Annotated in this window: 24 protein-coding genes; 14 read left to right on the top strand and 10 right to left on the bottom strand. The window is 71.6% G+C overall.

The features are described 5' to 3' along the window. The first annotated feature begins 118 nt into the window (after positions 1–118). The gene (gene msrA, locus HW130_RS25875) at positions 119–826 is read left to right on the top strand and encodes a peptide-methionine (S)-S-oxide reductase MsrA (protein ID WP_177152114.1); all 708 of its coding nucleotides are present in this window, start codon (positions 119–121) and stop codon (positions 824–826) included. Positions 827–848: 22 nt separating this feature from the next. Here msrA and HW130_RS25870 read toward each other — a convergent pair whose 3' ends face one another. Then, a complete protein-coding gene (locus tag HW130_RS25870; RefSeq protein ID WP_177152113.1) occupies positions 849–1010 on the bottom strand; it encodes a hypothetical protein in 162 nt (53 codons plus the stop codon). 99 nt (positions 1011–1109) lie between these two features. Between HW130_RS25870 and HW130_RS25865 the strand changes: the two genes are divergently transcribed. The 8 genes from HW130_RS25865 (at position 1110) to HW130_RS25830 (ending at position 8032) form a co-directional block, all read left to right on the top strand. Next, complete coding sequence (locus HW130_RS25865) at positions 1110–1769, top strand: DUF4389 domain-containing protein (protein WP_177152112.1); 660 nt, start codon at positions 1110–1112, stop codon at positions 1767–1769. A gap of 235 nt (positions 1770–2004) precedes the next feature. Further along, a complete protein-coding gene (locus tag HW130_RS25860) occupies positions 2005–2322 on the top strand; it encodes a hypothetical protein (RefSeq protein WP_177152111.1) in 318 nt (105 codons plus the stop codon). Positions 2323–2458: 136 nt separating this feature from the next. Further along, on the top strand, positions 2459–3127 hold the full coding sequence (locus tag HW130_RS25855) for a DUF5819 family protein (RefSeq protein WP_177152110.1): 669 nt from the start codon (positions 2459–2461) through the stop codon (positions 3125–3127). Next, a complete protein-coding gene (locus tag HW130_RS25850) occupies positions 3124–4170 on the top strand; it encodes an HTTM domain-containing protein (RefSeq protein WP_177152109.1) in 1047 nt (348 codons plus the stop codon). The genes HW130_RS25855 and HW130_RS25850 overlap by 4 nt, the downstream gene beginning before the upstream one ends. Before the next feature lie 110 nt (positions 4171–4280). Continuing rightward, entirely contained in the window at positions 4281–5714 is a 1434-nt protein-coding gene (locus HW130_RS25845) for a serine hydrolase (protein WP_177152108.1), read from the top strand. 40 nt (positions 5715–5754) lie between these two features. Beyond that, positions 5755–5970 (top strand): hypothetical protein, encoded by a 216-nt coding sequence (locus HW130_RS25840; RefSeq protein WP_177152107.1) that lies wholly within the window; start codon positions 5755–5757, stop codon positions 5968–5970. Positions 5971–6013: 43 nt separating this feature from the next. After that, on the top strand, positions 6014–7606 hold the full coding sequence (locus HW130_RS25835; RefSeq protein ID WP_309140579.1) for a hypothetical protein: 1593 nt from the start codon (positions 6014–6016) through the stop codon (positions 7604–7606). A gap of 45 nt (positions 7607–7651) precedes the next feature. Further along, positions 7652–8032: a VOC family protein gene (locus tag HW130_RS25830; RefSeq protein ID WP_177152106.1), complete on the top strand. Its 381-nt coding sequence runs from the start codon at positions 7652–7654 to the stop codon at positions 8030–8032. 210 nt (positions 8033–8242) lie between these two features. Here HW130_RS25830 and HW130_RS25825 read toward each other — a convergent pair whose 3' ends face one another. Then, positions 8243–9295 carry an NAD(P)-dependent alcohol dehydrogenase gene (locus HW130_RS25825; RefSeq protein ID WP_177152105.1) on the bottom strand — a complete coding sequence of 351 codons (1053 nt, stop codon included), beginning with the start codon at positions 9293–9295 and terminating at the stop codon, positions 8243–8245. A 127-nt stretch (positions 9296–9422) separates the two neighbouring features. Between HW130_RS25825 and HW130_RS25820 the strand changes: the two genes are divergently transcribed. After that, positions 9423–10286 carry a helix-turn-helix transcriptional regulator gene (locus HW130_RS25820; protein WP_177152104.1) on the top strand — a complete coding sequence of 288 codons (864 nt, stop codon included), beginning with the start codon at positions 9423–9425 and terminating at the stop codon, positions 10284–10286. Between the two features lie 6 nt (positions 10287–10292). Here HW130_RS25820 and HW130_RS25815 read toward each other — a convergent pair whose 3' ends face one another. From HW130_RS25815 to HW130_RS25805, 3 genes are all read right to left on the bottom strand, one after another. Continuing rightward, the gene (locus HW130_RS25815; RefSeq protein WP_177152103.1) at positions 10293–11291 is read right to left on the bottom strand and encodes a GNAT family N-acetyltransferase; all 999 of its coding nucleotides are present in this window, start codon (positions 11289–11291) and stop codon (positions 10293–10295) included. 171 nt (positions 11292–11462) lie between these two features. Next, positions 11463–12734, bottom strand: a complete 1272-nt coding sequence (locus HW130_RS25810; protein ID WP_177152102.1) for an Ig-like domain-containing protein — start codon at positions 12732–12734, stop codon at positions 11463–11465. Between the two features lie 346 nt (positions 12735–13080). Next, entirely contained in the window at positions 13081–13488 is a 408-nt protein-coding gene (locus HW130_RS25805) for a hypothetical protein (RefSeq protein WP_177152101.1), read from the bottom strand. Between the two features lie 108 nt (positions 13489–13596). On the opposite strand from HW130_RS25805, the gene HW130_RS25800 reads away from it, so the two are divergent. Next, positions 13597–13884, top strand: coding sequence for an LAETG motif-containing sortase-dependent surface protein (locus HW130_RS25800; protein ID WP_177152100.1), 288 nt, complete (start codon positions 13597–13599; stop codon positions 13882–13884). 66 nt (positions 13885–13950) lie between these two features. Here the strand turns inward: HW130_RS25800 and hutH are convergent, their stop codons facing one another. The 5 genes from hutH to HW130_RS25775 form a co-directional block, all read right to left on the bottom strand. Beyond that, a complete protein-coding gene (hutH, locus tag HW130_RS25795) occupies positions 13951–15522 on the bottom strand; it encodes a histidine ammonia-lyase (RefSeq protein ID WP_177152184.1) in 1572 nt (523 codons plus the stop codon). 72 nt (positions 15523–15594) lie between these two features. Further along, complete coding sequence (locus HW130_RS25790; RefSeq protein ID WP_177152099.1) at positions 15595–16767, bottom strand: sensor domain-containing diguanylate cyclase; 1173 nt, start codon at positions 16765–16767, stop codon at positions 15595–15597. 47 nt (positions 16768–16814) lie between these two features. Next, positions 16815–17615, bottom strand: coding sequence for an enoyl-CoA hydratase/isomerase family protein (locus tag HW130_RS25785; protein WP_177152098.1), 801 nt, complete (start codon positions 17613–17615; stop codon positions 16815–16817). A gap of 518 nt (positions 17616–18133) precedes the next feature. After that, a complete protein-coding gene (locus HW130_RS25780) occupies positions 18134–19300 on the bottom strand; it encodes an adenylate/guanylate cyclase domain-containing protein (protein WP_177152097.1) in 1167 nt (388 codons plus the stop codon). A 171-nt stretch (positions 19301–19471) separates the two neighbouring features. Then, positions 19472–20344, bottom strand: coding sequence for a biotin--[acetyl-CoA-carboxylase] ligase (locus tag HW130_RS25775; protein ID WP_177152096.1), 873 nt, complete (start codon positions 20342–20344; stop codon positions 19472–19474). A gap of 134 nt (positions 20345–20478) precedes the next feature. On the opposite strand from HW130_RS25775, the gene HW130_RS25770 reads away from it, so the two are divergent. The 3 genes from HW130_RS25770 to mmpB all read left to right on the top strand — a co-directional run bounded on the left by HW130_RS25770 (position 20479) and on the right by mmpB (position 22663). Continuing rightward, positions 20479–22071, top strand: a complete 1593-nt coding sequence (locus HW130_RS25770) for an acyl-CoA carboxylase subunit beta (protein WP_177152095.1) — start codon at positions 20479–20481, stop codon at positions 22069–22071. 12 nt (positions 22072–22083) lie between these two features. Beyond that, the gene (locus HW130_RS25765; RefSeq protein ID WP_177152094.1) at positions 22084–22293 is read left to right on the top strand and encodes an acyl-CoA carboxylase epsilon subunit; all 210 of its coding nucleotides are present in this window, start codon (positions 22084–22086) and stop codon (positions 22291–22293) included. 241 nt (positions 22294–22534) lie between these two features. Next, positions 22535–22663, top strand: coding sequence for a morphogenic membrane protein MmpB (gene mmpB / locus HW130_RS36235; protein ID WP_256356346.1), 129 nt, complete (start codon positions 22535–22537; stop codon positions 22661–22663). The last annotated feature ends 21 nt before the right edge of the window (positions 22664–22684 follow it).

Below are 22684 nucleotides of genomic sequence, written 5' to 3'. Positions count from 1 at the left end.
GTGCCTCGCACCGCCGTTGCAAGGTCGGCCGGTCTGTGGGTGTGCCCCGGCGGCCGGCGCCGGGACAATGACGGAATCGAGAACGCGCACCGAAACAGGGAACACGAGGGGGACCTCCATGCTGTTCGCCAGGGGCCGGGATCTGCGTCTGCCCACGCCCGATGAGGCCCCTCCGGGTCGCCCCGCGCCCGCTTACGAGCTACCGGAGCGGCATGCCGTTCTGGGCACCGCGCTGCAAGGGCCCTGGCCACAGGGGCTGGAGGTCGGCGACTTCGCCCTCGGCTGCTTCTGGGGCGCCGAGCGCAGGTTCTGGCAGACGGCGGGGGTCTGGACCACCGTGACCGGCTTCCAGGGCGGCTTCACCCCGAACCCGGTCGACGACGAGATACGGACCGGGCTGACCGGGCACACGGAGACCGTACGCGTGGTGTTCGACCCGGCGAAGGTGTCCTATTCCGATCTGTTGAAACTCTTCTGGGAGTCGCACGACCCCACTCAGGGCTTCCGCCAGGGCAACGACGTCGGCACTCACGTCAGGTCGGTCCTCTTCACCCACTCCCCCGGCCAGGCCGCCGCGGCGGAGGCGTCCCGCGACACGTACCAGAAGGCCCTTTCCGCCTCGGGATACGGCCGGATCACCACGGAGATCCTCCCGGCCGGGGAGCATCCGTTCTACCCGGCACGGGCGTACCACCAGCAGTATCTGGCCCGGAACCCGGCGGGCTACTGCGGCGCCGGCGGGACGGGAGTCGAGCTGTCCGCCCCTGTTCTTCCTGACGGCAGGACGACACCCTCGTCCGGCCATGGGCCGGGACGGACCACCTGACGAATCAGCACCGTCCACCAGTTCAGCCGTGGACCGTGACCGGACGGTCCGCGCGCAGTTCGGCAAAGAGCCTGACCCCGTCGGCGGGCTTGCGCCCGGACCGGTCCGCGGCGACCAGGAGGTAGCCGTCGACGCCGGCGAACGTCTCTGTGCGAGGCGGGTCCTGCTCGAAACGGAGCGACAAGTCGCGGCTTTCCGCACCGCATGTGACGCTGAATCGTGATCGGCGATCACCCCTGCCCGGCGCCTGCCGAGCGGGACGCTGGAGAGGAGTTGTGCCTCCATGATTCCCGTCACCGCGTCAGACGTGCGTCTCGAGGCGTCTCTCGATCCGGGGCTGTCCCGATGGATGTGGCTGGTGAAATGGTTGCTCGCCATTCCGCACTACATCGTGCTGTTCTTCCTGTGGATCGGTTTCGTGCTGGTCACCGTCGTCGCGTTCTTCGCCATCCTGATCACCGGCCGGTATCCGCGACCCCTCTTCGACTTCAATGTCGGCGTAATGCGCTGGAACTGGCGTGTCAGCTATTACGCCCATACGGCACTCGGCACCGACCGGTACCCGCCGTTCACGCTCGCCGACGTGCCCGGTTATCCGGCGCACTTCGACATCGCCTATCCCGAGCGTCTCTCCCGCGGCCTGGTCCTGGTGAAGTGGTGGCTACTGGCGATTCCACAGTATGTCGTCGTCGGGATTCTCGCCGGAGGCTGGGGCAATGACGAAGGCTGGCGCTACAGCGGACTGATTCCCTTTCTCTCGCTGGTCGCTGTGATCATCCTGGCGGTCAAGGCCCGTTATCCGGTGCACCTCTTCGACCTTCTGCTGGGTCTGGCCCGTTGGGTCGCTCGGGTCACCGCCTATGCCGCATTGCTGACCGACCAGTACCCGCCCTTCCGGCTCGACATGGGCGGGCGGGAGGCGGCACCGGCGACGACGGCCTGACTGGGCACCCGGGCGCGAGCGCCCGGGTGCCCCAAATACGGAATAGTTCATTCCGAAACCTTTGGCCATCGCCTGTGCCGTCAGTCACAGGATGATCAAGGCCCTGTTTCCGTAACGTAAGATGATCTTCAACGCGCCACTGGTGCGCCAGTTTTGAGTTGACCATCAAAACGTTATTGATCTGGGGAAATTAATGCGCCAAATTGCCTTGACGGCCGCGACAGTTACTGTCGGAATGGCCGCCGGCATCGTCTTCACCTCGTCGGCATCCGCCGAGCCGTCGAATGCCGGAGTGCAGCAGGGGACCACCGCTGCCGCATTCGCAGAGGCGGCAGCAAAGCCGGAGAACGTCGTCGACCCCTCGGTCCAGCCGAAGGCCTGGACCTCCTTCCTGAAGAAGGCCGCGGGGTCCGCCGCCGGTTCGGCCGCCTACGACTACATCAAGGCCGTGGGCGCCATTCCGAAGAACAAGAGCGGCCGTCAGTTCCGGCGTGGCGACGTGGCCGGTTACGAGTCCCCGAGCCACGTGGACCTCTCGCGCTCCTTCGACTGACCGGACACAGAGCAGGACGGCGGGCGCGGGGTGCCGCGCCCGCCGCACGGGGAAACAAGAGAACAAAGTGACGGAAGACAACGAGGTCCGAAGTCTTGCGAACGGGAGCAGGGGCAGGCGTTTCGCTCTGTCCTCGGTGGGACTTCTGGTCTCCGGAGTCCTGCTGTTCCACTTCGGCATGACCGCTCTCCACAACAGTCCGTTCAATCCGGTGCGCGAACGCTACGACGAGCAGATCCACGCGTACATGTCGCCGTATTTCCAGCAGGACTGGCACCTTTTCGCACCGAATCCGATCGCGGACGACGCGGGGTGGCTGGTGCGCGCGCAGAAGCGAGAACCGGACGGTTCCGTCACGACCACCGACTGGGTGGACGTGACCTCGCCGCACATCGCCAAGCTGCACCGGCAGCGCTTCTGGCCCTCCCGCGTCGAGCGCCTGGCGCCGTCCGTCCGCCAGCAGCTCGAATCCTGGCGGGACCCGCAGCTGGACAAGCTGCGCCTCGAGAACAGCCCGGCCGATGCCGGCAAGAGCGCCGATCGCGGTGATCCCACGGACGCACGCGAGCTCGACCCCCCTCTGACGCCGGGGGAGCTCATCGGGCGCGACAACACACTGCTCTACATCCGCGCCCTCGCGAGTGACGAGGCGACCGCGCTGTGGGGTGAGCGCATCAGCGCCGTACAGGTACGCGTGGTGACCAACGAGTATCCCCGGTTCTCCGAGCGCAAGGTCCGGAGCAACAAGGGAAAGATCGAATACTACGATCTCGCCTGGATGAAGCCATTGAAGGTCGCCCGATGACATTCGACGGCATATCCGCGGTGCTGCGCACGGCGGCGGCCCGCAGGCGCACGGCCTTTCACGCCCGGCTCGACGACCTCAGTCTGCGGCGCCGCTCCCTCATCGGCAGCGCGCTGGCGCGCATCCTGCTGGGCGCGCTCGGTTTCTACTACTACGCCCGCGACTACGTCGAGCGCACCTACCTCTGGGGCCCCGACGGTATCTGGCCCTGGCAGAATTTCACCGGGCCGGGGGGAGGCGAGGGAGTCTCCCTCTATTCCGTGAGCAGGTCGGAGATCTGGTTCGAAGCGGTCTTCCATCTGGGCATGCTGGCCGCGCTGTTGTTCATGCTGGGCTGGCGGACACGCGTGACGACCGTCCTGCACTACGTCTTCCTGTGGTCCCTGCATCAGCGCAATCCCGTCCTTCTCGACGGCGGGGACAACGTCATGGCCATCGTCCTGGTGTTCTTCCTCTGCATCGACTCGGGAGCCCGGTTCTCGCTCGACTCCCGCCGCAGGGGAAAGAGGGACAGCGAAGGAAGGACCGGGACCGAAGACGGCCGGGCATCGCTGCGGTCCCGTTCGGTTTCCCTCGTGCACAACGCCGGCGTGCTGGCGGTGGTCCTCCAGGTCTGCACGGTGTATCTCGTGTCGGGCATGTACAAGGTTCAGGGCGAACGCTGGCAGAACGGCACGGCCCTTTACTACATCCTCAGAGTCGACGAATTCGGATGGCCCGGTGTCAACCGGTACATCTATGAAAGCGCGCTGCTGGTGGTGGCCCTCACCTACGCCACCGTCTTCTTCCAGCTCGCCTTCTCCTTCCTGCTCCTGCACCGGCGCTGGCGCGTCTTCGCGGTGGCGGGAGGAGTCCTCCTGCATGTGGGAATCGGCTTCCACATGGCCGGACTCATCACGTTCTCCCTGACCATGGTGGCCCTCGAACTGGTCATCATGGGCGATGCCCACTACCGGCGGCTGCGGAGGATCCTCCGGGCCCGGCCGGCAGAGCAGTCCGGCACGGCCGTCCCGTCGTCCGCTCCCGTGCTCACCGCCGAATGAACGACTGCACCGGCCGGATGAGCCGCACGCTGCACCCCCGTGCACGGCGCGCCGCGGCTTGGGTGGCCGCGGCAGCCCTCCTCGCTGTCTGCGGGGGTGCGGCAAGCCGGATGGCTCCCGCACCTCCGCGGCTCGGGTCCGCCTCCACCGGGGACGCGGATCTGGCGGCCCAGGTGCGCGAGGCGGCGGGCGACGGGCGCGGATACCGCGGCATATCCGTCGTGGTGGTCGACGAGGGTGCGCTGCGGCTGGCCGGACTGGGCGACTCCGGCAACCCCGCGCACCGCCAGGTGGATTCCTCCACCGTGTTCGAGGCGGGCAGCGTGGGCAAACCCATGACCGGCATGCTGCTGGCCGACCTCGCGGACCGCGGGACCCTCGATCTCGGCACGCCCCTGGAACAGCTGCTGCCCGGCAGTCGTTTCGCCGACACCGCCGTCGCCGGCGCGACGCTCGAGGATCTGGCCACCCACCGCGCCGGCCTGGAGAAGATGCCCTCGGATCTCGGGACGGCCACGCGGACCCTGCGCCTGCGGCTGCTCGGGCAGGACCCCTACCAGGGCCTGGGCGAAGAAGAGGTGCTGGCTGCGGCCGGGACGTCGTCGGCGCGCACTCCTGGCACGTACGCCTACTCCAACCTCGGGATGACGCTGGCCGGTTACGCGGCGGCGCGCCGTACCGGGCGCCCCTACGGCGAACTGCTCGCCACGCGCCTGTTCGCCCCGCTCGGCATGAGCGATTCACGCATCGTGCGCCGCGGCGATCCGGAGCCTCCCCGGACGGCGCGGGGGCAGCAGGCGACCGGCCCTGCCACGGACCACTGGTATGCCTCGGGGTACACCCCCGCGGGTGACGTGTGGACCACGGGCCGGGACCTCGGCCGGTTCCTGTACGGAGTTATGAGGGGGACGGCGCCCGGTGCGCGTGCCGCCGTACCCACGCACGACGCGGGGCCGCAGGGCCGGACGGGCCTGGGCTGGGTCACGACCACGCTCGACGGACACGCCGTCACCTGGCACAGCGGAGCGACGGGAGGCTTCACGTCGTACATCGCCTTCGACCGGGAGACCGGCCGCGGGGTCGCCGTGCTGTCGAACACCGACCGCCCCGTCGACGCCATCGGGCAGCGATTGCTCGGCCTGTCCGCGACCGGGCCGCCGTCCGCCGGCACCGGCCACGCCCCGGGCACGGCGCTGGCCACCCTGGCAGCGCCCCTCCCCCTGCTGGTGACCGGCCTCGTGCCCGGCTTCCCAGGAGCCAGGCGCCGCGTACTGGCGGGCATCCACGCCCTCTTCGCGGCCGCCGCGCTGTGGCTCACCTGGCGCCTGGGCGACTGGCTCTCGCTGCCCCCGGCCCTGTGGACCGCCGGTGCCGCGGTGATGCTGTCCGGCTTGCTGTTCGCTGTCGGCCGCACCGGCAGGCGATGCACGCACACGGAAGGCGCCATGGCCCGTACGACCGCCCGTACGACCGCCGGTGCTGCATGCCGTGCCGTCGCCGTGTGGGCCGGAGGACTGGCCGCGCTGCTCGCCCATCAACTGTGATCCCACCTCCCAACTCCCCTGCACTCACCAGGAGAAGCACATGTCGGTCAAGAAGCCCTCGGACGAACGCCGGAAGTCGTTCGCCCTGCAGATGCTCGGATGTCTGCTCGCGGCGGGCTGGCTGTCCTTCCAGTCCCTTTCCGGCGACCGTCCCCTGTGGCTGCGGGTGATCTACGGTGCCGCGGCCCTGGTCCTCGCCACGGGAGTCGTCGTCTCTGTGACGACCCGGATCGCCTCTTCCCGCGCCTCCGACTGACGGCGGCCTGCGGTTTCCCGCCCGTTAGGGTTGCGCCGTGGGGATCAGTGAGCGAGTCGTCACGGGGCCGGCCGCCGGAACGCGGGAGGCGGCGACGTGGTCGCGTGTCCCGCTGATCGCGACGGGCGCCGTCGTGCCGCTGTACGTGCTGTGGGCCCTCGTGCTCGCGACCGGCGGCGGCGACCTGGCGGCGCAGTTCGCCTGGTCCGGGTTCTTCGAGCGGCACCCCGGCTCCGCGTACAACCTGTCCTGGTACGGCGGCATGCACACCGCGAACTACAGCCTGCTGACGCCGCCGCTGATGGCGCTCCTCGGTGTGCGCACGGTGTCGGTCGCCGCCGGTCTCGCGGCGACGTGGCTGCTGGCGCTGCTGTTCGTGCGGCGCGGCGTGCGGTATCCGCTGTGGCCGGCGCTCGCGGGAGCGCTCGCGCTGTGGTGCAACATCGCGTCGGGCCGTACGACGTTCGCCGTGGGGGTCGCGATCGGTCTCGGGGCCGTGCTGTACGTGCGCCGCACGCCGCTCGCGGCGGCGGCGTGCGCGGCGCTGGCGACGGCGGCGAGCCCGGTGGCCGGACTGTTCCTGCTCGTCGTGGGCGCGGCGTACGGCCTGGACCGGCGGTGGCGCAGGGCGGCGGTGCTGGTGCTGCCGCCGGTGGCGGTGGTGGGCGCGGTGACGCTGCTGTTCCCGTTCGAGGGCGAACAGCCCATGGCCGCGGGCAAGGTGTGGATGCCGGTCGTGCTGTCCGCGGTGACGGCCGTCGCGGCGCCGCGCGAGTGGCGGGTGGTGCGGTACGGCGCCGGGATCTACGGCGTGGGGGTCGTGCTCACGTATCTGATCGCCTCACCGATCGGGACGAACGTGGAGCGGCTGCTGGGCCTCGCCGGTCCGCCCGTGCTGGTGGCGGCGGTGCTCGCGGGCGGTGTGGCGCGGATCCTGCGCACGCTGCTCGCCGCCGCGCTGGTGTTCAACGCGTACTGGCTGGCGGACAAGACGGAGGACGACCTCGTCGTCTCCAACGACGTGCCGGCGTGGGCGGCGCACACCGACGGCGTCGTGGCCGAGCTGGAGCGGCTGGGCGCCGACCGTACGCGGGTCGAGGTGGTGCCCGCCCGCAACCACCGCGAGGCGACCGCGCTCGCGCCGCACGTGAACATGGCGCGTGGCTGGAACCGCCAGCTGGACGTGGAGCGCGGGCGGCTTTTCTACGACGGGTCGCTGTCCCCCGCGACGTACCGCGCGTGGCTGGACCGCTGGGCGGTGGGCCTGGTGGTCCTGCACCACGGGAAGCCCGACGGACCCGCCGAGGGCGAGGCGGCGATCGTGCGCAGCGAACCGGCGTGGCTGGAGCGGGTGTGGCGGGACGCCGACTGGACGGTGTACCGCGTACGGGACGCGGTGCCGCTCGTGGAGGCCCCGGCGAGCGTGGTGCGCGGCGACGACGCGCAGCTGGTCGTCCGGATGCCCCGCGCGGGGACGGTGACGGTGCGGGTGGCGTACTCGCCGTGGCTGCGGGCGGAGGGGGCGTGTGTGCGGCCGGACGGCGCATGGACGCGCCTGACCGTGCCGCGCGCCGGTGACTACCGGCTGGACTCGGCGTACCGGCTGCACCGTTCGGCGGGCGGCCACTGCGACTGAGCCGGTGGGGCGGGGATTGTCAGTGGCGTGTGTCACGCTCGGGCCATGATTGACCACATCTCGGTCCAGGTGGCGGACCCCGCGGCGAGTGCCGCGTTCTACGACCGGGTCCTCGCCGCGCTCGGCGGCAAGCGGCTGTTCGAGCGTGACGAGGGCAGGGTGATCGGATACGGGACCTCGTTCCCGTCCTTCTGGATCGGCCCGGTGACGACGGGCGGGCAGGCGCGCGAGGCCCATCTCGCGTTCTCCGCGCCCGACCGCGCCGCCGTGCGGGCCTTCTTCACGGCGGCGGTGGACGCGGGTGCCGAGGTGCTGCACGAGCCGCGGGTGTGGCCCGAGTACCACCCGGCGTACTACGGGGCGTTCGTCCGGGATCCGGACGGCAACAACGTGGAGGCGGTCTGCCACGTGCCGGAGCAGCCGTAGCGGGTGCGGGCGCGTCCTGCGGCCGCCCTCACAGGCCGGTCCGCGCCACGGGTGGCGCGGTCGGTGGTCGGCCGGCCCCGCCGGAGGATGCGCTCATGCCGCGGACTGCGCGGCGCGCAGCCGGGCCGCGGTCGCCGAGGCGTCGGCCTGCCGGGAACGGCGGCGCCCGGCGATTACCCGTGAGGTAACCACCGGGCACCGGCGCGTGCGTCAGATCGTCGCCGTGTCGATCACGAAGCGGTAGCGGACGTCGCTCGCGAGCACCCGCTCGTACGCCTCGTTGATCTGGTCGGCCCGGATCAGCTCGATCTCGGCCCCGAAGCCGTGCTCGGCGCAGAAGTCGAGCATCTCCTGCGTCTCGCGGATGCCGCCGATCATGGAGCCCGCGAGGGTCTTGCGGCCGCCGATGACGGAGAACAGGTTGAGGGAGACCGGCTCCTCGGGCGCACCGACGTTGACGAGGGCGCCGTCGGTCTTCAGCAGGCTCAGGTACTTGTCGAACGGCAGCGGCGCGGACACGGTCGACACGATCAGGTCGAAGGTGCCGGCCAGCGCCTCGAACGTCGCGTCGTCGCTGGTCGCGTAGTAGTGGTCGGCGCCCAGCGCGAGGCCGTCGTCCTTCTTGCGCAGCGTCTGGGACAGCACGGTCACCTCGGCGCCGAGCGCGTGCGCGATCTTGACGCCCATGTGGCCGAGGCCGCCGAGTCCGACGACGGCGACCTTCTTGCCGGGGCCGGCGTTCCAGTGGCGCAGCGGCGAGTACAGCGTGATGCCGGCGCACAGCAGCGGCGCGGCCTCGTCGAGGGGCAGAGCCTCGGGAATACGGACGGTGTAGTTCTCGTCGACGACGATGTGGGTGGAGTAGCCGCCGTAGGTGGGCTCCCCGTTCTTGTCGAGCGCGTTGTACGTGCCGGTCCCGCCCCGGGTGCAGTACTGCTCCAGGCCCTGCCGGCAGTACTCGCACTCGCGGCAGGAGTCGACGAAGCAGCCGACGCCGACGCGGTCGCCCACCACGAACCTGGTGACGCCGGGTCCGACCTCGGTGACCACGCCGGCGATCTCGTGGCCCGGGACCATCGGGTAGATGCCCTGGCCCCAGCCGTCGCGGGCCTGGTGGATGTCGGAGTGGCAGATGCCCGCGTACTTGATCTCGATCAGGACGTCGTGCTCACCGACGGCACGGCGGGGGATGGTCGTGCGCTCCAGCGGCGCGCCCGCTGCGGGAGCGGCGTATGCGGGGACAGAGGAAGCGTTCGTGGTCATGGCCACAAGCCTGTCCGGTCAGGAGCCGGACACCCAGCCCCCTGTTGTGCCTACGTCCGCTGTGCCTACCACTGGCAGGGTCAGGACGGTACGGCCGCACCTCCGCGCGACCCGGAATACTTGCTGTATGGACCAGCGTGCCGAACTCAGCGAATTCCTCCGGTCCCGGCGGGCCCGGCTGAAGCCGGAGGACGTCGGGCTGCCCGATTTCGGGCGTCACCGGCGGGTGCCGGGACTGCGCCGCGAGGAGCTGGCACAGCTGGCCGGGGTGTCCGTCGCGTACTACACGCGCCTGGAACAGGGCAACGGGCAGAACGTGTCCACGGAGGTGCTGGATTCCATCGCCCGTGCGCTGCGCCTGACGGAGACGGAGCACGCGCATCTGACCCACCTGGCGAAGCCGAAGGCCAAGAAGAAGCGGGCGGCCGCAGCCCGGCCGCAGAAGGTCCGGCCCCAGCTCCAGCAGCTGATCGACGCGATGGAGACGGTGCCCGCGCTGTTCCTCGGGCGGCGGCTGGACATCCTCGGGTGGAACCGCATGGCCCGCTCGCTGCTCGGCGACTTCGCGGCGATGGCGCCGGAGGAGCGCAACATGGCCCGGTTGATCTTCCTCGACCCGAACGCCCGCTCGCTCTACGCCGACTGGGAGTCCAAGGCGATCGAGGTGGTGAGCGTGCTGCGGCTGTGCGCGGGCTGCTATCCGGACGACCCGCAGCTGTCGGCGCTGGTGGGCGAACTGTCCGTCAAGAGCGAGGAGTTCCGCTCGATGTGGGCGGCGCACACGGTGCAGGACAAGGGCCACGGCGTCAAGCGGCTGCACCATCCGCTGGTGGGCGAGCTGACGGTGGCGTACGAGACGCTGAGGTTCCCCGACGACCACGACCTGTCCCTGGTCACGTACCACGCCGAGCCGGGCAGCCGCTCGGAGGAGTCGTTGCGGCTGCTGTCCGGCTGGGGCGTGGACGAGGCGGTGGACGCGGACGCGCGCTGAGCGGCGTCACTCCTCGAGCGTGGCCTGGAAGTAGCCGGCCGTCCGCTCGCGCCGGTAGCCGAGGCGTTCGTTGACGGCCAGCATCGGGCCGTTGTCCTCGGCGACGGTCGTGCCGATCTCCCGCACGCCGGGGCACGCCGCGGCGACGACGCCCATCATGTGGTGCTTGACGGCCGCGCCGAGACCGCGCCCGCGGTGGACGGGGACGACGACGGTGTCGTACTGGAGCGCCCGGGTGTCCGAGGGGTCGCGCAGGACGAGCTCGGTGTAGGCGGCGACGGTCTCGGCTCCGTCCGCCCGGTGGAGGACGGCCGAGGACAGGATGACGCCGCCGCGGTCCCCCACCACCTGCGCCGCGGCGCGCACGCGTGCCGCGTCCCAGGCGCGCGGGGCCTGGTCCATGTCGCCGGTGGGCGCGTCCCGCATGGCGTCGTGGGCCTCGGCGAAGGCGTCGGCCAGCCGGTCGGGCACCACGCCGGTCCAGTGCGCGTAGGCGTACCCGTCGGGCAGGACGGGCTCCGCCTGGCGGGCGGCGAGCGCGTCGGGGACGTTCTGCACGTACCAGCCGAGCGGCAGCACGTTCTCGAAGCCGAGGCCGCGGGCGAACGTCTCGCCCCGGCCCCCGCGTTCGACGACCGTGGACACGGAGGTCCGCCCGTCGTCGGCGAGTTGTGCGCGGGCGGCCTGCCACAGCGCGGCGCCGGTGCCCCGGTTCCTGGCGCGCGGGTGCACGGCGAGGACGTCGAGGAAGGCGGTGTGCCGGTTGGCGTCCTCGTCGAACAGCACGAGCGTGGCCACGCCGTCGTACGAGCCGTCGGCGGCGACGGCGGCGAGGTGGACGGCGCGGGTGCGGGGCCCGGGGTGGCGGAGCTTGCCCGCGCTCTCGGCCCGGCCGGGCGGGGGCACGGTGGCGGGCAGGTCGTGCGTATGGGCGGCACGGACGACATCGTGCCAGGCGTCGACGGCTCGGTCGGCGGGTGCGGCGGGCAGGCGGAGGACGGTCATCCGGTGGACGCTACGGGTCAGGGCGGGCAGCCGCAGGCGAATTTGCGCCGCCGGTCCGGGGGCCGGGGCGGGCTCGGGGGCCGGGGCGGGCTCCGGGGCCGGCCCCGCACACGAAAGCGGCGGCCCCCGTTTCCGGGTGCCGCCGCTTTCGTGGTCGTGTACGGGCGTGGATCAGACGGCGGAGCCGGCCTTCCACTGCGCCCAGTCCATGTTCCAGCCGTTCAGGCCGTTGTCCGGCTTGATGGTGGTGTCCTTGGAGTTCTTCACGATCACGACGTCGCCGACGATCGAGTTGTTGAAGAACCAGGCGCCCGGCTGCTTGGGGTCCTTCGCGCCCTTGACGTCGTTGAGGCCGACGCAGCCGTGGCTGGTGTTGGCGTTGCCGAAGACGGAGTCGGCGCCCCAGTAGTTGCCGTGGATGAACGTGCCCGACGTGGACAGCCGCATGGCGTGCGGGACGTCCTTGATGTCGTACTCGCCCTTGCCGTCGTCGTCGGTGAAGCCGACGGTGGCGCCGTTCATTCGGGTCTCCTTGAACTTCTCGGAGATCACCATCTGACCGTTGTACGTGGGGTTCTCCGGCGAGCCGGCGGAGATCGGGATGGTCTTGACCGTCTTGCCGTCCTGCGTGACCGTCATGATCTTGGTGCTCGCGTCGACGGTGGAGACCTGGTTGCGGCCGATCGTGAACGAGACCGTCTTCTGCTGGACGCCGAAGACGCCGTCGGAGCCCTCGACGCCGTCCAGCGCGAGCTTCATGGTGACCGTCGAGCCCTCGGCCCAGTACTGCTCGGGGCGGAAGTCCAGACGCTGGCCGTTGAACCAGTGCCCGACGACCTCCTGGCCGCTGCTGGACGTGACGGTGATGCCGGACTGGACGGCCTTGCGGTCGGTGATCGGCTTGTTGAAGGTGATCGAGACCGGCATGCCGACGCCGACGGTGGAACCGTCCTCGGGCGTGAAGTTGCCGATGAAGCTGTTCGCCGGCGAGACGGTGGTGAAGGACGCGTTCTCGTGGGCCTCCAGGCCCGCGGCGTCCTTGGCCGTCGCGGCGATCTTGTACGTGGTGGAGCGCTGCAGCTGGCCGTCCGGCTTCCAGCTCTTGCCGTCGGAGGAGAGGGTGCCCTCGACGGCCGTGCCGTCCGCCGTGGTCATGGTGACCTCGGTCAGGGTGCCGTCGGTGACGGTGACCTTCGCGGCGTTGTTGATGCTGGCGTTGGTCGAGCCGTTCTTCGGCGAGATCACTATTCGCGCCTTGGAGACCTCCTTGGCCGCCGCCTCGTCGACCTTGGCCTGCGACGCCTTCGAGCTCTCGGCGCTGCCGGCTTCCTTGTCCCCGCCCCCGTCACTGCACGCGGAAAGCACCAGCACGCCGCCGAGCACCGCGGATGCGGCCATCAGGCCCTTGCGCCGCTTGCTGTCCGTCATCACACGCTTCTCCATCGTTGCCGATTCCCCTGACCCTCATCCATGGACAACCCCCATCTCGGGGCATCCGGTTCCCCATCCGCAAGAGATGTGGGAAATACCACTGCATGGCGGCGTGGCCCCCGACACCCACCTCACCGATGTGATCGACGCTGCTCCCGTCCCGACGGTTGCACGGGTCCCACAGATTCGGCGTGGTAATTCCGTGTCCCGGTGCGCCTGCCCGGCGGACCGGGACCCGAAGCGTGTCGTCTCGCGGAGGGCCGGCGCGCCTCGCGTGCCACGGCGGGCGTCCGTTCCCCCTCCCATCATCCCTCTCGCCGGACCCGGCCCCGCACACGCCTCCCGTCCCGGCCCCGCGCTACTGCCTCCGCTCGTCCTCGGCGTCCTCGGTGTCCTCGGTGTCCTCGGTGTCGTCCTCGTCGTCGTCCTCGTCGTCGTCCTCGTCGCGGATGCCGTCGAGGTCGTCGTCGAGGTCCCACTCCTGGGCCTCGGGGTCGTAGTCGACCTGCTCGCTGCTCCAGGACGCCTGCGCCAGCTCCACCCCCGGCACCTCGGCGACCAGGTCGAAGGGGTCGACGAGATACGCGAGAGCCTCCGCCTCGTCCTCGCGTACCGCGGACCGCGCGTGGGTGCGCTCCTCGTCCGGCATGAACTCGTCGGCGGCGATGCGCTCCAGCGCCGCGCCGGTCAGGGCCTCGGAGTCCTCGATCTCCAGCACCAGCTCCACGTGCAGCCGTACAAACCGTGATGTCTCAGAAGTCGTCATGGAGCGGAGCGTAGGGTGCCCGGACACCCGGCTTTCCCGCGACCCGCTGCTTTCACTAGCATCAGCTCACCCGGCCAATTCGATGATGCCTCAAGGGGGATCGAGTCCGTGTCCGTCGCACGTCGACCGCTGCTGACCGCCACTGCCGCAGGGACCCTGCTGTGTGCGCTGTGGTTCGTCCCCTCGGCGAACGCCACTGCCGAGAGACAGGGCGCGCAGCACTCCGGCGCCGGCCCGGCCGCCGGCGCGGAGAGCCCGGGCGTGCAGGAGCTGCGGCTTGCGGAGACCGGCAGCGTGGACACCACCCCGTACGTGATCGGCGGGACGGCCTTCCTGGCGGTCGGCGCCGGTTTCGTGGCGTACTCCGTGCGCCGGCGCGGCGAGTACGCCGTCTGACGCTCACCCGCCGCGCCGAAAGGGCCGCTCCGCCGTCGCCGGCGGAACGGCCCTTCCGCTCGGGCCTCAGGCCAGCGGTCCGGTCACCGGCTCCACGGCCGCGACGAGCTTCCCGTCCCGTACGAACGCCTCCGCGGCCTCCAGGTCGGGCGCGAGGAAACGGTCCGGGCCCGGCCCCTCGACACCGGCCGCGCGCAGGGCGGCGATGGCGGCCTGCGAGGCGGGGGCCGGGGTCAGGTGGCGGCGCAGCTCGATGGCGCGGGTCGCCGCGTACAGCTCGACGGCGATGATGCGCGCCAGGTTGCCGACGGCGGTGCGCAGCTTGCGGGCGGCGGACCAGCCCATGGAGACGTGGTCCTCCTGCATGGCGGAGGACGGGATGGAGTCGGCGGACGCCGGGACGGCGAGCCGCTTCATCTCGCTGACCAGGGCGGCCTGCGTGTACTGGGCGATCATCAGGCCCGAGTCCACGCCGGCGTCGTCGGCGAGGAACGGCGGCAGGCCGTGCGAGCGGTTCTTGTCCAGAAGCCGGTCGGTGCGGCGCTCGGAGATCGAGCCGAGGTCGGCGGCGGCGACGGCGAGGAAGTCCAGGACGTAGGCGACGGGCGCACCGTGGAAGTTGCCGTTGGACTCCACCCTGCCTCCCCCAGAGCCTTCGGCCTGGGAGGTACCCCCACGCAGCACGATCGGGTTGTCGACGGCGGAGGCGAGCTCGCGGTCGGCGACCAGGCGGGCGTGCGCCATGGTGTCGCGGCCGGCGCCGGCGACCTGCGGGGCGCAGCGCACCGAGTACGCGTCCTGGACGCGGGGTGCTTCCTCCTCCTGGAAGTGGCCCGTGAGGCCCGAGCCCTTGAGGACGGCGAGCATGTTGGCCGCGGAGGCGCCCTGGCCGGGGTGCGGGCGGACGGTGTGCAGCTCGGGAGCGAGGACCTTCTCGGTGCCGAGCAGCGCCTCCAGGGACAGCGCGGCGGTGATGTCGGCGGACTTGTAGAGGCGGTCGAGGTCGGCGAGGGCCATGATCAGCATGCCGAGCATGCCGTCGGTGCCGTTGAGCAGCGCGAGGCCCTCCTTCTCACGCAGCTCCACGGGCTCGATGCCGTGCTCGGCGAGCAGCTCGCCGGCGGGCCGCACGGTGCCGTCGGGGCCCTCGGCGTCGCCTTCGCCCATGAGGGCGAGCGCGCAGTGCGACAGCGGCGCGAGGTCGCCGGAGCAGCCGAGGGAGCCGTACTCGTGGACGACGGGCGTGATGCCCGCGTTCAGCACGGCGGCCATGGTCTGCGCGACCTCGGGGCGTACGCCGGTGTACCCCGAGCACACGGTCTTGAGCCGCAGGAACATCAGGGCGCGCACGACCTCGCGCTCGACGCGCGGGCCCATGCCGGCGGCGTGCGAGCGGACGATGTTGCGCTGGAGCTGGGCACGGAGCTCGGGGCTGATGTGACGGGTGGCGAGGGCGCCGAATCCGGTGGAGACCCCGTAGACGGGCTCGGGCTTGGCGGCCAGGGCGTCCACGATGGAGCGGGCCTCGGCGAGGGCGGTGCGGGCTTCGGCCGAGAGCTCGACGCGGGCGCCTTCGCGGGCCACGGCGATGACGTCATCGGCGGTGGTACCGGACGTCCCCACCACGACAGTTTGCATATCCATATTCAGCAGCGTACGGACTGAATCCCAACCTGTCACCAGTCGGCTCCGGACCCGCCCCTCACCGCCTCACGGCTCGCTCCAGGGCTCCTGCGCCTCCGCGTCCTCCTCCGGGCGGGCGTCGCGGAAGCGGCGGCGGTACTGCGGGGAGCGCGGCGGGCTGTCGGCGAGCCGCATGACGGCGCCGTCCCGGCCGGCGACCACGGGCCGGGGCGACCGGGCCGCCTTCGCCCGGTACTGGGCGGCGTCCGCCAGCCGGAACAGCCGCCGGCCCGAGTGGACCTGGCCGATCGGGTCGCCGGTGGACGCGACCCCGCACGCGACCCCCGCCCCGAGTTCCAACTCGGCTGCCCTCACACAGAGTTCGTCCGCCGCCTTGATCACCTCGTCGGCCGAGGGACCCACGCTGACCAGACAGAACTCGTCACCGCCGAGGCGCGCCGCGAGGGCGCCCGGCAGCATCGCGCCGCACCGCGAGAGCACCGAGCCGAAGCGCTCCAGCAGACGGTCGCCGACCGCGTGCCCGAGTGTGTCGTTGACCTGCTTGAGGCCGTTGAGGTCGCACACCACGAGGCTCACCACCGAGTCGTCCCTGCGGTGCTGCTCCAGCGCCTCGTCCAGGCGGGTGTCCACGGCGCGGCGGTTGGCGAGGCCGGTCAGCGGGTCCGTGTACGCGAGCCTGCGCACCTCCTCCAGCCGCTCGGTCTGCACGATGCCCGCGGCCACGACCGAGGCGAGCACGGTGGCGAAGTCGGCGTCCTCCCGGTCGAAGACGGGGGCGCCGAGCGACCGCGCCACGTACAACTCGCCCCAGGCCCGGCCGTGCAGCACGATCGGGGCCACGACGCAGCAGCCGCGCCGGCGCCTGCGCAGCGCGGAGACCCTCTGGTGGCAGTAGCCGTGCCCGTCGGTGGCCGGCCCGTCCGCCGTCTCCACCCAGGCGTCGGGTTCGCCGCCGCCGGCCCACTGCTCGTGCAGGAACTCGGTGATCTCGGGAAATCGGTTCACCGGGTACGTCTCCGCCTCGGGGAACTCCTCCTCCCCCTCGGCCCGTTGCCCGGCGTTGACCAGCACCTTGAGCCGACCCCGCTCGCGCTCCCACACGGAGAGCGCGGCGAAGGTGCCGTCCAGCGCGACGCAGCCGCCCAGGGCCGCCGCCCGCCAGGACTCGCGCGGCGTGTGGGCGGCCGCCATCGCCTGCGCCAGTGCGACCACGGCCCGCAATCGCCGATCCTCAGCCATCTCCCCAGCTTAGGGAGGTTTCGGCCGATTTGATCCGTTGACGCGGGTCACTCGCCGGGCCAGGCGGGCTTCCGCTTCTCGTTGAACGCGGCGACGCCCTCGGCGCGGTCGCCGGAGAAGGCCGTCGCCCGCCAGGCCGCGTCCTCGACCTCGAGCCCCGCGCGCAGGTCGAGCCCCTGCCCGAGCCGCATCGCCTTCTTGGCGTTGCGCAGGCCCACCGGCGAGTTGACCGCGATCTGGGCGGCGAGCTCGAGGGCCTCGGTGCGGGCGTCCTTGGCGAGCACGTCGACGAGCCCCAACTCCCTTGCTTCCGCCGCCTCCACGCGCCGCGCGGTGAACACCAGCTCGGCGGCCCGCGCGGCCCCGACCCGGCGGGGCAGCAACTGGGTCCCGCCGCCGCCGGGGATCACGCCGACGGAGACCTCGGGCAGGCCGACCACGGCGGTCTCGTCGGCGACGATCACGTCGCAGGAGAGCGCGAGCTCGAACCCGCCGCCGAGGGCGAAGCCGTGCACGGCGGCGACGGTGGGCATGGGCAGCTCCAGCACGCCGGTGTACGCCCCGCGGGCGGTGGGGCGCTGGCGCACGAGGTCGGCGTCGGAGAAGGAGTTGCGCTCCTTGAGGTCGGCGCCGACGCAGAAGGCGCGGTCGTTGCTGGAGGTCAGCACGGTGACGCGCACGTCCCGGTCGGCGGCGAGCGCGTCGCAGGCGGCACCGAGGGAACGGGCCATGCCGGTGGACACGGCGTTCATGGCCTTGGGCCGGTCGAGCACGAGCTCGGCGACGTGCCCCTGCTCGTGCCTGCGGACGACGACGAACTCCCCGAAGCGCTGCTCGGATTCCGACATGACAGCCACCCTCCCGGTTAACGCTGGTTCACTCCGCGCAGCCTAGCGCCCCGCCGCCCGTGCGCCGAGGCCTCCCCGACCCGGCGCAGGGCCAGGTCCGCGTCCGACGCTCGGCCCCGGAGCCGCCAAGCCGGACACCACGGGCCGGGCCCTCCGCGCGCGGAGGGCAACGCGCCCCGCGAAGCGGCCGCCGTGGGCGGCGCACGCGTGCCCAGGGCCTCCAGCTGGGGCTCCGCGCCGCGGAGCGGGCGCGCCGCAGGCCGCGGGCATGGAGGGCATTTCGCGCCGCGAACTGGGCGCTCGACCCGAGTCCCGCAGGCACCGCCGCGAGGCGGTCACGCCAACCCCGCCTCCACGCAGGCGCGCCCGGAGTCGCGCGGGACCGCGCCGCGGAGAAGGCGCATCACAGGCCCGCCGCCGAGGTCGGAAGACGACGCGTGCCGCGAAGCAGGCGCGTTCGGGGCCGGGACGGCGGCGGTCTCGTCAGAGGTGCGGGGAGGGGCGGGACAGGGGGACTGTCACGCGGTGGTGCGCCGCGACAGCAGCCACGGCTCCACCACGCCCAGGCCACGCACCGGGCGCTGCCACATCGGCTGGAGGCCGTAGCGGTAGGGCAGCGGCTCGTCGCTCTCCTTCTCCGCCGCAGCCGCCTCCGCCTCCGACCTCGGCGCGTCGCCCGTCCTGATCAGCTCCTCCGCGAAGGCGCCGTCCACCAGCACGGCGTCCTTCGGCGCTATCGACGTCAGCCGGCTCGCCAGGTTCACCGTCGTACCGAACACGTCGCCCATCCGCGTCGTGACCGTCCCGAACGCGATGCCCACCCGCAGCGCCGGCATCGTCTCGTCCTGCGTCATCGCGTCGATGAGCCGAAGCGCGATCTCCGCCGCCGTGCGGGCGTCGTCCGCCGCGTACAGCACCTCGTCGCCGAGGGTCTTGATGAGGCGGCCGCCGTGCGCCGCGACCAGGTCCGCGCAGGTCGTCTCGAAGGACTCGACGAGCTCGCCCAGTTCCTCCTCCTCCAGGCGGCGCGTCAGCCGGGTGAAGCCGACCAGGTCCGCGAATCCGACGGCGAGACGGCGGTCGACCATCTCCTCGTCGTCGGCGGCCTGCACGACCCGGCCGGTCGCCGCGGCGAGCTGGCGCCGCCAGACGTAGACGAGGAACTCCTCCAGCTCGGGCAGGAGCAGCTCGACGAGGGGATACGTGACCTCCGTGCGGGTCATGCCGGGCTCGGGCGGCTCCGTCAGCCCCTCCAGGAAGGAGTCGATCTGCCATTCGGCCAGCCGGGCGGTGGTCTGCCCGGTGGACCGGGCCACCTGCACGGCCATCGGCTCGCTCAGCAGGCCGGCCTCGACCAGACCGGCGAGCCGTCGCAGGGCCAGCACGTCGGCCTCGGTGAGCGCCTTGGCCTGGCCGATGTCGGCGAAGCCCATCGCCCGCCAGAAGCGGGAGGCCAGCTCCATGGAGACGCCCGCGGTCCGGGCGGCCTGGAAGGCGGTGTAGCGCCGCTCCGCGCCGAGGATGAGCTGTTCCAGGCGGATCGCCAGCGGGTCGTCGGTCGGCTCCGCCGTGTGGTCGACCTCGTGGTGCGGTGTCGGATGCACCGACCCGGACCCGGAGCCGGAGCCCGCACCGGAGCCGGTGCCCCGATCGCCCGCGCCGGAAGTGGTGTCGTCGACGGTCACCACCCGCCTCCTGCCCGTTCCCTGCGCACTGCCCTGCCGATCTGTCGCTCGATCGCCTCAACGATACGGCAGGTGTGCCCCAGCTCACGTCCCGGCGACGGACCCGATTCGCAGAGGTGGACGCACCACGGGGCCGCCGCCGCGCCCGCGCGGGGCACGGCGGAGTCCGCTTCAGTCCGCCGTCCGCAGATGCACGATGTCGCCCGCGCTCACCGCGATCCGCTCGCCGTTGCCGGCCGCCACCAGCACCACCCGGCCCTGACCGTCCACGGCCACGGCCTCCCCGGTGAAGGAGCGCCCGCCGGGCAGGTCCGCGCGCACCGTGCGCCCGAGCGTCGCGCAGCCCGCCGCGTACGCCTCCTGGACCCCGGACGCGGCCGGGTCGCCGCCGGCCGCGCGCCACTCGCCGTACCAGTGCTCCAGTGAGCGCAGCACGGCCCGCAGCAACGGGTCACGGTCGGTGGACACGGCGTTCGCGAGCGCGAGGGAGCCCGCGGTGGGGACGGGCAGTTCGTCGGCGCGCAGGGTCACGTTGATGCCCATGCCGAGGACGACCGCGTCGTCCCCGGCGCGCTCGGCGAGGATGCCCCCGGCCTTGCGTTCCTCACCATCAACGGTCACCAGCAGGTCGTTGGGCCATTTGAGGGACATGTCGGTGCCCGCGGACCGGGCGAGACCGGTCGCGGCGGCGACTCCGGCGAGCAGCGGGAGCCAGCCCCAGCTCTCGGCGGGCACGCTGCCGCCGGGCCGCAGGAGTACGGAGAAGAACAGGCCGGAGCGCGCCGGAGCGCTCCAGGTGCGGTCCAGGCGCCCGCGGCCCGCCGTCTGCTCCTCGGCGACGAGCACCGCACCCTCCGGGAGGGACGCGGCCCGCGCCGCGAGGTCGGAGTTGGTCGAACCGGTGGCCGTGACCACGTCGAGCGAGGTCCACAGGGAGCCGGGGACCAGCAGACCCCGGCGCAGCGCGGGGACGTTCAGAGGGGGCCGGTCGAGGTCGGACCAGCGGCTTGCGGGCGCGCCGTCAGGCGCATTGTCTGGCGTCATGCAAGCCAGGTTAGGTGTGGTAAACACCGCACTGCCGAACGGTATCCGCGCCGATACGCTACGAGTCAGTAGCAACGGAACACCTCATCGACTTCCGTTACCGTCCCCGTGATCAGCCAGGGAGCCGCATCCCGATGTCCGAGCCGGAACAGATCGACATCCACACCACCGCGGGAAAGATCGCGGATCTCCAGCGCCGTATCGACGAGGCGACGCACGCCGGCTCCGCACGCGCCGTGGAAAAGCAGCATGCGAAGGGCAAGTTGACCGCCCGCGAGCGGATCGATCTGCTGCTGGACGAGGACTCGTTCGTGGAGCTGGACGAGTTCGCGCGCCATCGTTCGACCAACTTCGGCCTGGAGAAGACCCGCCCGTACGGCGACGGCGTCGTCACCGGTTACGGCATGGTCGACGGCCGTCCGGTCGCCGTCTTCTCGCAGGACTTCACCGTCTTCGGCGGCGCCCTCGGCGAGGTCTTCGGCCAGAAGATCATCAAGGTGATGGACTTCGCGCTGAAGACCGGCTGCCCGGTCATCGGCATCAACGACTCAGGCGGCGCGCGCATCCAGGAAGGCGTCAGCGCGCTCGGCATGTACGGCGAGATCTTCCGCCGCAACACCCACGCCTCGGGCGTCATCCCGCAGATCTCGCTGATCGTGGGCCCGTGCGCGGGCGGCGCCGTCTACTCCCCCGCGATCACCGACTTCACGGTGATGGTCGACCAGACGTCGCACATGTTCATCACCGGCCCCGACGTCATCAAGACGGTCACCGGCGAGGACGTCGGCTTCGAGGAGCTCGGCGGCGCACGCACCCACAACACCACGTCCGGCGTGGCGCACCACATGTCGGGCGACGAGAAGGACGCGATCGAGTACGTCAAGCAGCTGCTGTCGTACCTGCCGTCCAACAACCTCTCCGAGCCCCCGGCGTTCCCTGAGACCTCCGACACCGCGGTCGGCGACGAGGACCGGGAACTGGACACGCTCATCCCCGACTCGGCGAACCAGCCGTACGACATCCGCACCGTGATCGAGCACGTGCTGGACGAGGGCGAGTTCCTGGAGACGCAGGCGCTGTTCGCGCCGAACATCGTCACCGGCTTCGGGCGGGTGGAGGGCTTCCCGGTCGGCATCGTGGCCAACCAGCCGATGCAGTTCGCCGGCTGCCTGGACATCAACGCCTCGGAGAAGGCGGCCCGTTTCGTGCGCACCTGCGACGCGTTCAACGTGCCGGTGCTGACCTTCGTGGACGTGCCGGGCTTCCTGCCGGGCGTGGACCAGGAGTACGGCGGCATCATCCGGCGCGGCGCGAAGCTGATCTACGCGTACGCCGAGGCGACCGTTCCGCTCATCACGGTCATCACGCGCAAGGCGTTCGGCGGCGCGTACGACGTCATGGGCTCCAAGCACCTGGGCGCCGACCTGAACCTGGCCTGGCCCACCGCCCAGATCGCGGTCATGGGCGCGCAGGGTGCGGTGAACATCCTGCACCGCCGCACCATCGCGGCCGTCGAGGGCGAACAGGAGCAGGAGGCCACCCGGGCCCGGCTGATCCAGGAGTACGAGGACGCCCTGCTGAACCCGTACACGGCGGCCGAGCGTGGCTACATCGACGCGGTGATCATGCCCTCGGAGACGCGGGCGCAGATAGTGAAGGGGCTGCGCCAGCTGCGCACCAAGCGGGAGAGCCTGCCGCCGAAGAAGCACGGCAACATCCCCCTCTAGGAGGCCAACGAGATGATCAAGGTCGTACGAGGCAACCCCACCCCGGAGGAGCTGGCCGCCGCACTGGCGGTGGTCCAGGCCCGGGCCGCGGCCACCGCGCAGGCCGCGGCCGGGACGTCGGCGCCGGTGACCGAGGGCTGGTCGGACCCGGCGCGGATCGCGCGCACCCGCAGGCCGATGCCGGGCCCGCGGTCGTGGGCGCGCAGCTACTGGCCGGTCTGAGGCCGTAAACGGAAGGGCCGGGCCCGCGTCGCGGGGGCCCGGCCCTTGTCCATGCCCGTCCGCAGGACCCGGACCGGCACAGCGGCCATGACTCGTACCCCGTGTCGTCGGGGTGCGGGTGGTCGCCGTGGTCGAACGTCCCGGCGGACACGGACACGCTGGAGGCGCTGCGCGCCGGGTCTTCGTGGGTTGAGTACGCGTACTCAGGCGCGAGGCGGCTCGCGGCCGCAGGATCGAAGGCATGCTGTGGTCCGACCCGAAGAACGAGCCTCCGAAGGAGCTGCGCGACATGCAGGCGATGCTCCGTCGCGCGGGGATCCTGCTGGCGCTGGCGATGGTGGTGGGGATGTTCGTGGCGGGCGTGCGGTGAGCCCGTTCCCCGACCCCGCCC

Source organism: Streptomyces sp. PKU-EA00015, from assembly GCF_013387495.1.
In the GTDB taxonomy this organism is placed as follows: domain Bacteria; phylum Actinomycetota; class Actinomycetes; order Streptomycetales; family Streptomycetaceae; genus Streptomyces.
This window is presented reverse-complemented; position numbering and strand designations above follow the sequence as displayed.

Coding starts and splice junctions, on each gene's coding strand:
- msrA (WP_177152114.1), top strand. CDS start 119: ATGCTGTTCGCCAGGGGCCGGGATCTGCGTCTGCCCACGCCCGATGAG.
- HW130_RS25865 (WP_177152112.1), top strand. CDS start 1,110: ATGATTCCCGTCACCGCGTCAGACGTGCGTCTCGAGGCGTCTCTCGAT.
- HW130_RS25860 (WP_177152111.1), top strand. CDS start 2,005: ATGGCCGCCGGCATCGTCTTCACCTCGTCGGCATCCGCCGAGCCGTCG.
- HW130_RS25850 (WP_177152109.1), top strand. CDS start 3,124: ATGACATTCGACGGCATATCCGCGGTGCTGCGCACGGCGGCGGCCCGC.
- HW130_RS25845 (WP_177152108.1), top strand. CDS start 4,281: ATGGCTCCCGCACCTCCGCGGCTCGGGTCCGCCTCCACCGGGGACGCG.
- HW130_RS25840 (WP_177152107.1), top strand. CDS start 5,755: ATGTCGGTCAAGAAGCCCTCGGACGAACGCCGGAAGTCGTTCGCCCTG.
- HW130_RS25830 (WP_177152106.1), top strand. CDS start 7,652: ATGATTGACCACATCTCGGTCCAGGTGGCGGACCCCGCGGCGAGTGCC.
- HW130_RS25825 (WP_177152105.1), bottom strand. CDS start 9,295: ATGACCACGAACGCTTCCTCTGTCCCCGCATACGCCGCTCCCGCAGCG.
- HW130_RS25820 (WP_177152104.1), top strand. CDS start 9,423: ATGGACCAGCGTGCCGAACTCAGCGAATTCCTCCGGTCCCGGCGGGCC.
- HW130_RS25815 (WP_177152103.1), bottom strand. CDS start 11,291: ATGACCGTCCTCCGCCTGCCCGCCGCACCCGCCGACCGAGCCGTCGAC.
- HW130_RS25810 (WP_177152102.1), bottom strand. CDS start 12,734: ATGGAGAAGCGTGTGATGACGGACAGCAAGCGGCGCAAGGGCCTGATG.
- HW130_RS25805 (WP_177152101.1), bottom strand. CDS start 13,488: ATGACGACTTCTGAGACATCACGGTTTGTACGGCTGCACGTGGAGCTG.
- hutH (WP_177152184.1), bottom strand. CDS start 15,522: ATGCAAACTGTCGTGGTGGGGACGTCCGGTACCACCGCCGATGACGTC.
- HW130_RS25790 (WP_177152099.1), bottom strand. CDS start 16,767: ATGGCTGAGGATCGGCGATTGCGGGCCGTGGTCGCACTGGCGCAGGCG.
- HW130_RS25785 (WP_177152098.1), bottom strand. CDS start 17,615: ATGTCGGAATCCGAGCAGCGCTTCGGGGAGTTCGTCGTCGTCCGCAGG.
- HW130_RS25775 (WP_177152096.1), bottom strand. CDS start 20,344: ATGACGCCAGACAATGCGCCTGACGGCGCGCCCGCAAGCCGCTGGTCC.
- HW130_RS25770 (WP_177152095.1), top strand. CDS start 20,479: ATGTCCGAGCCGGAACAGATCGACATCCACACCACCGCGGGAAAGATC.
- HW130_RS25765 (WP_177152094.1), top strand. CDS start 22,084: ATGATCAAGGTCGTACGAGGCAACCCCACCCCGGAGGAGCTGGCCGCC.
- mmpB (WP_256356346.1), top strand. CDS start 22,535: ATGCTGTGGTCCGACCCGAAGAACGAGCCTCCGAAGGAGCTGCGCGAC.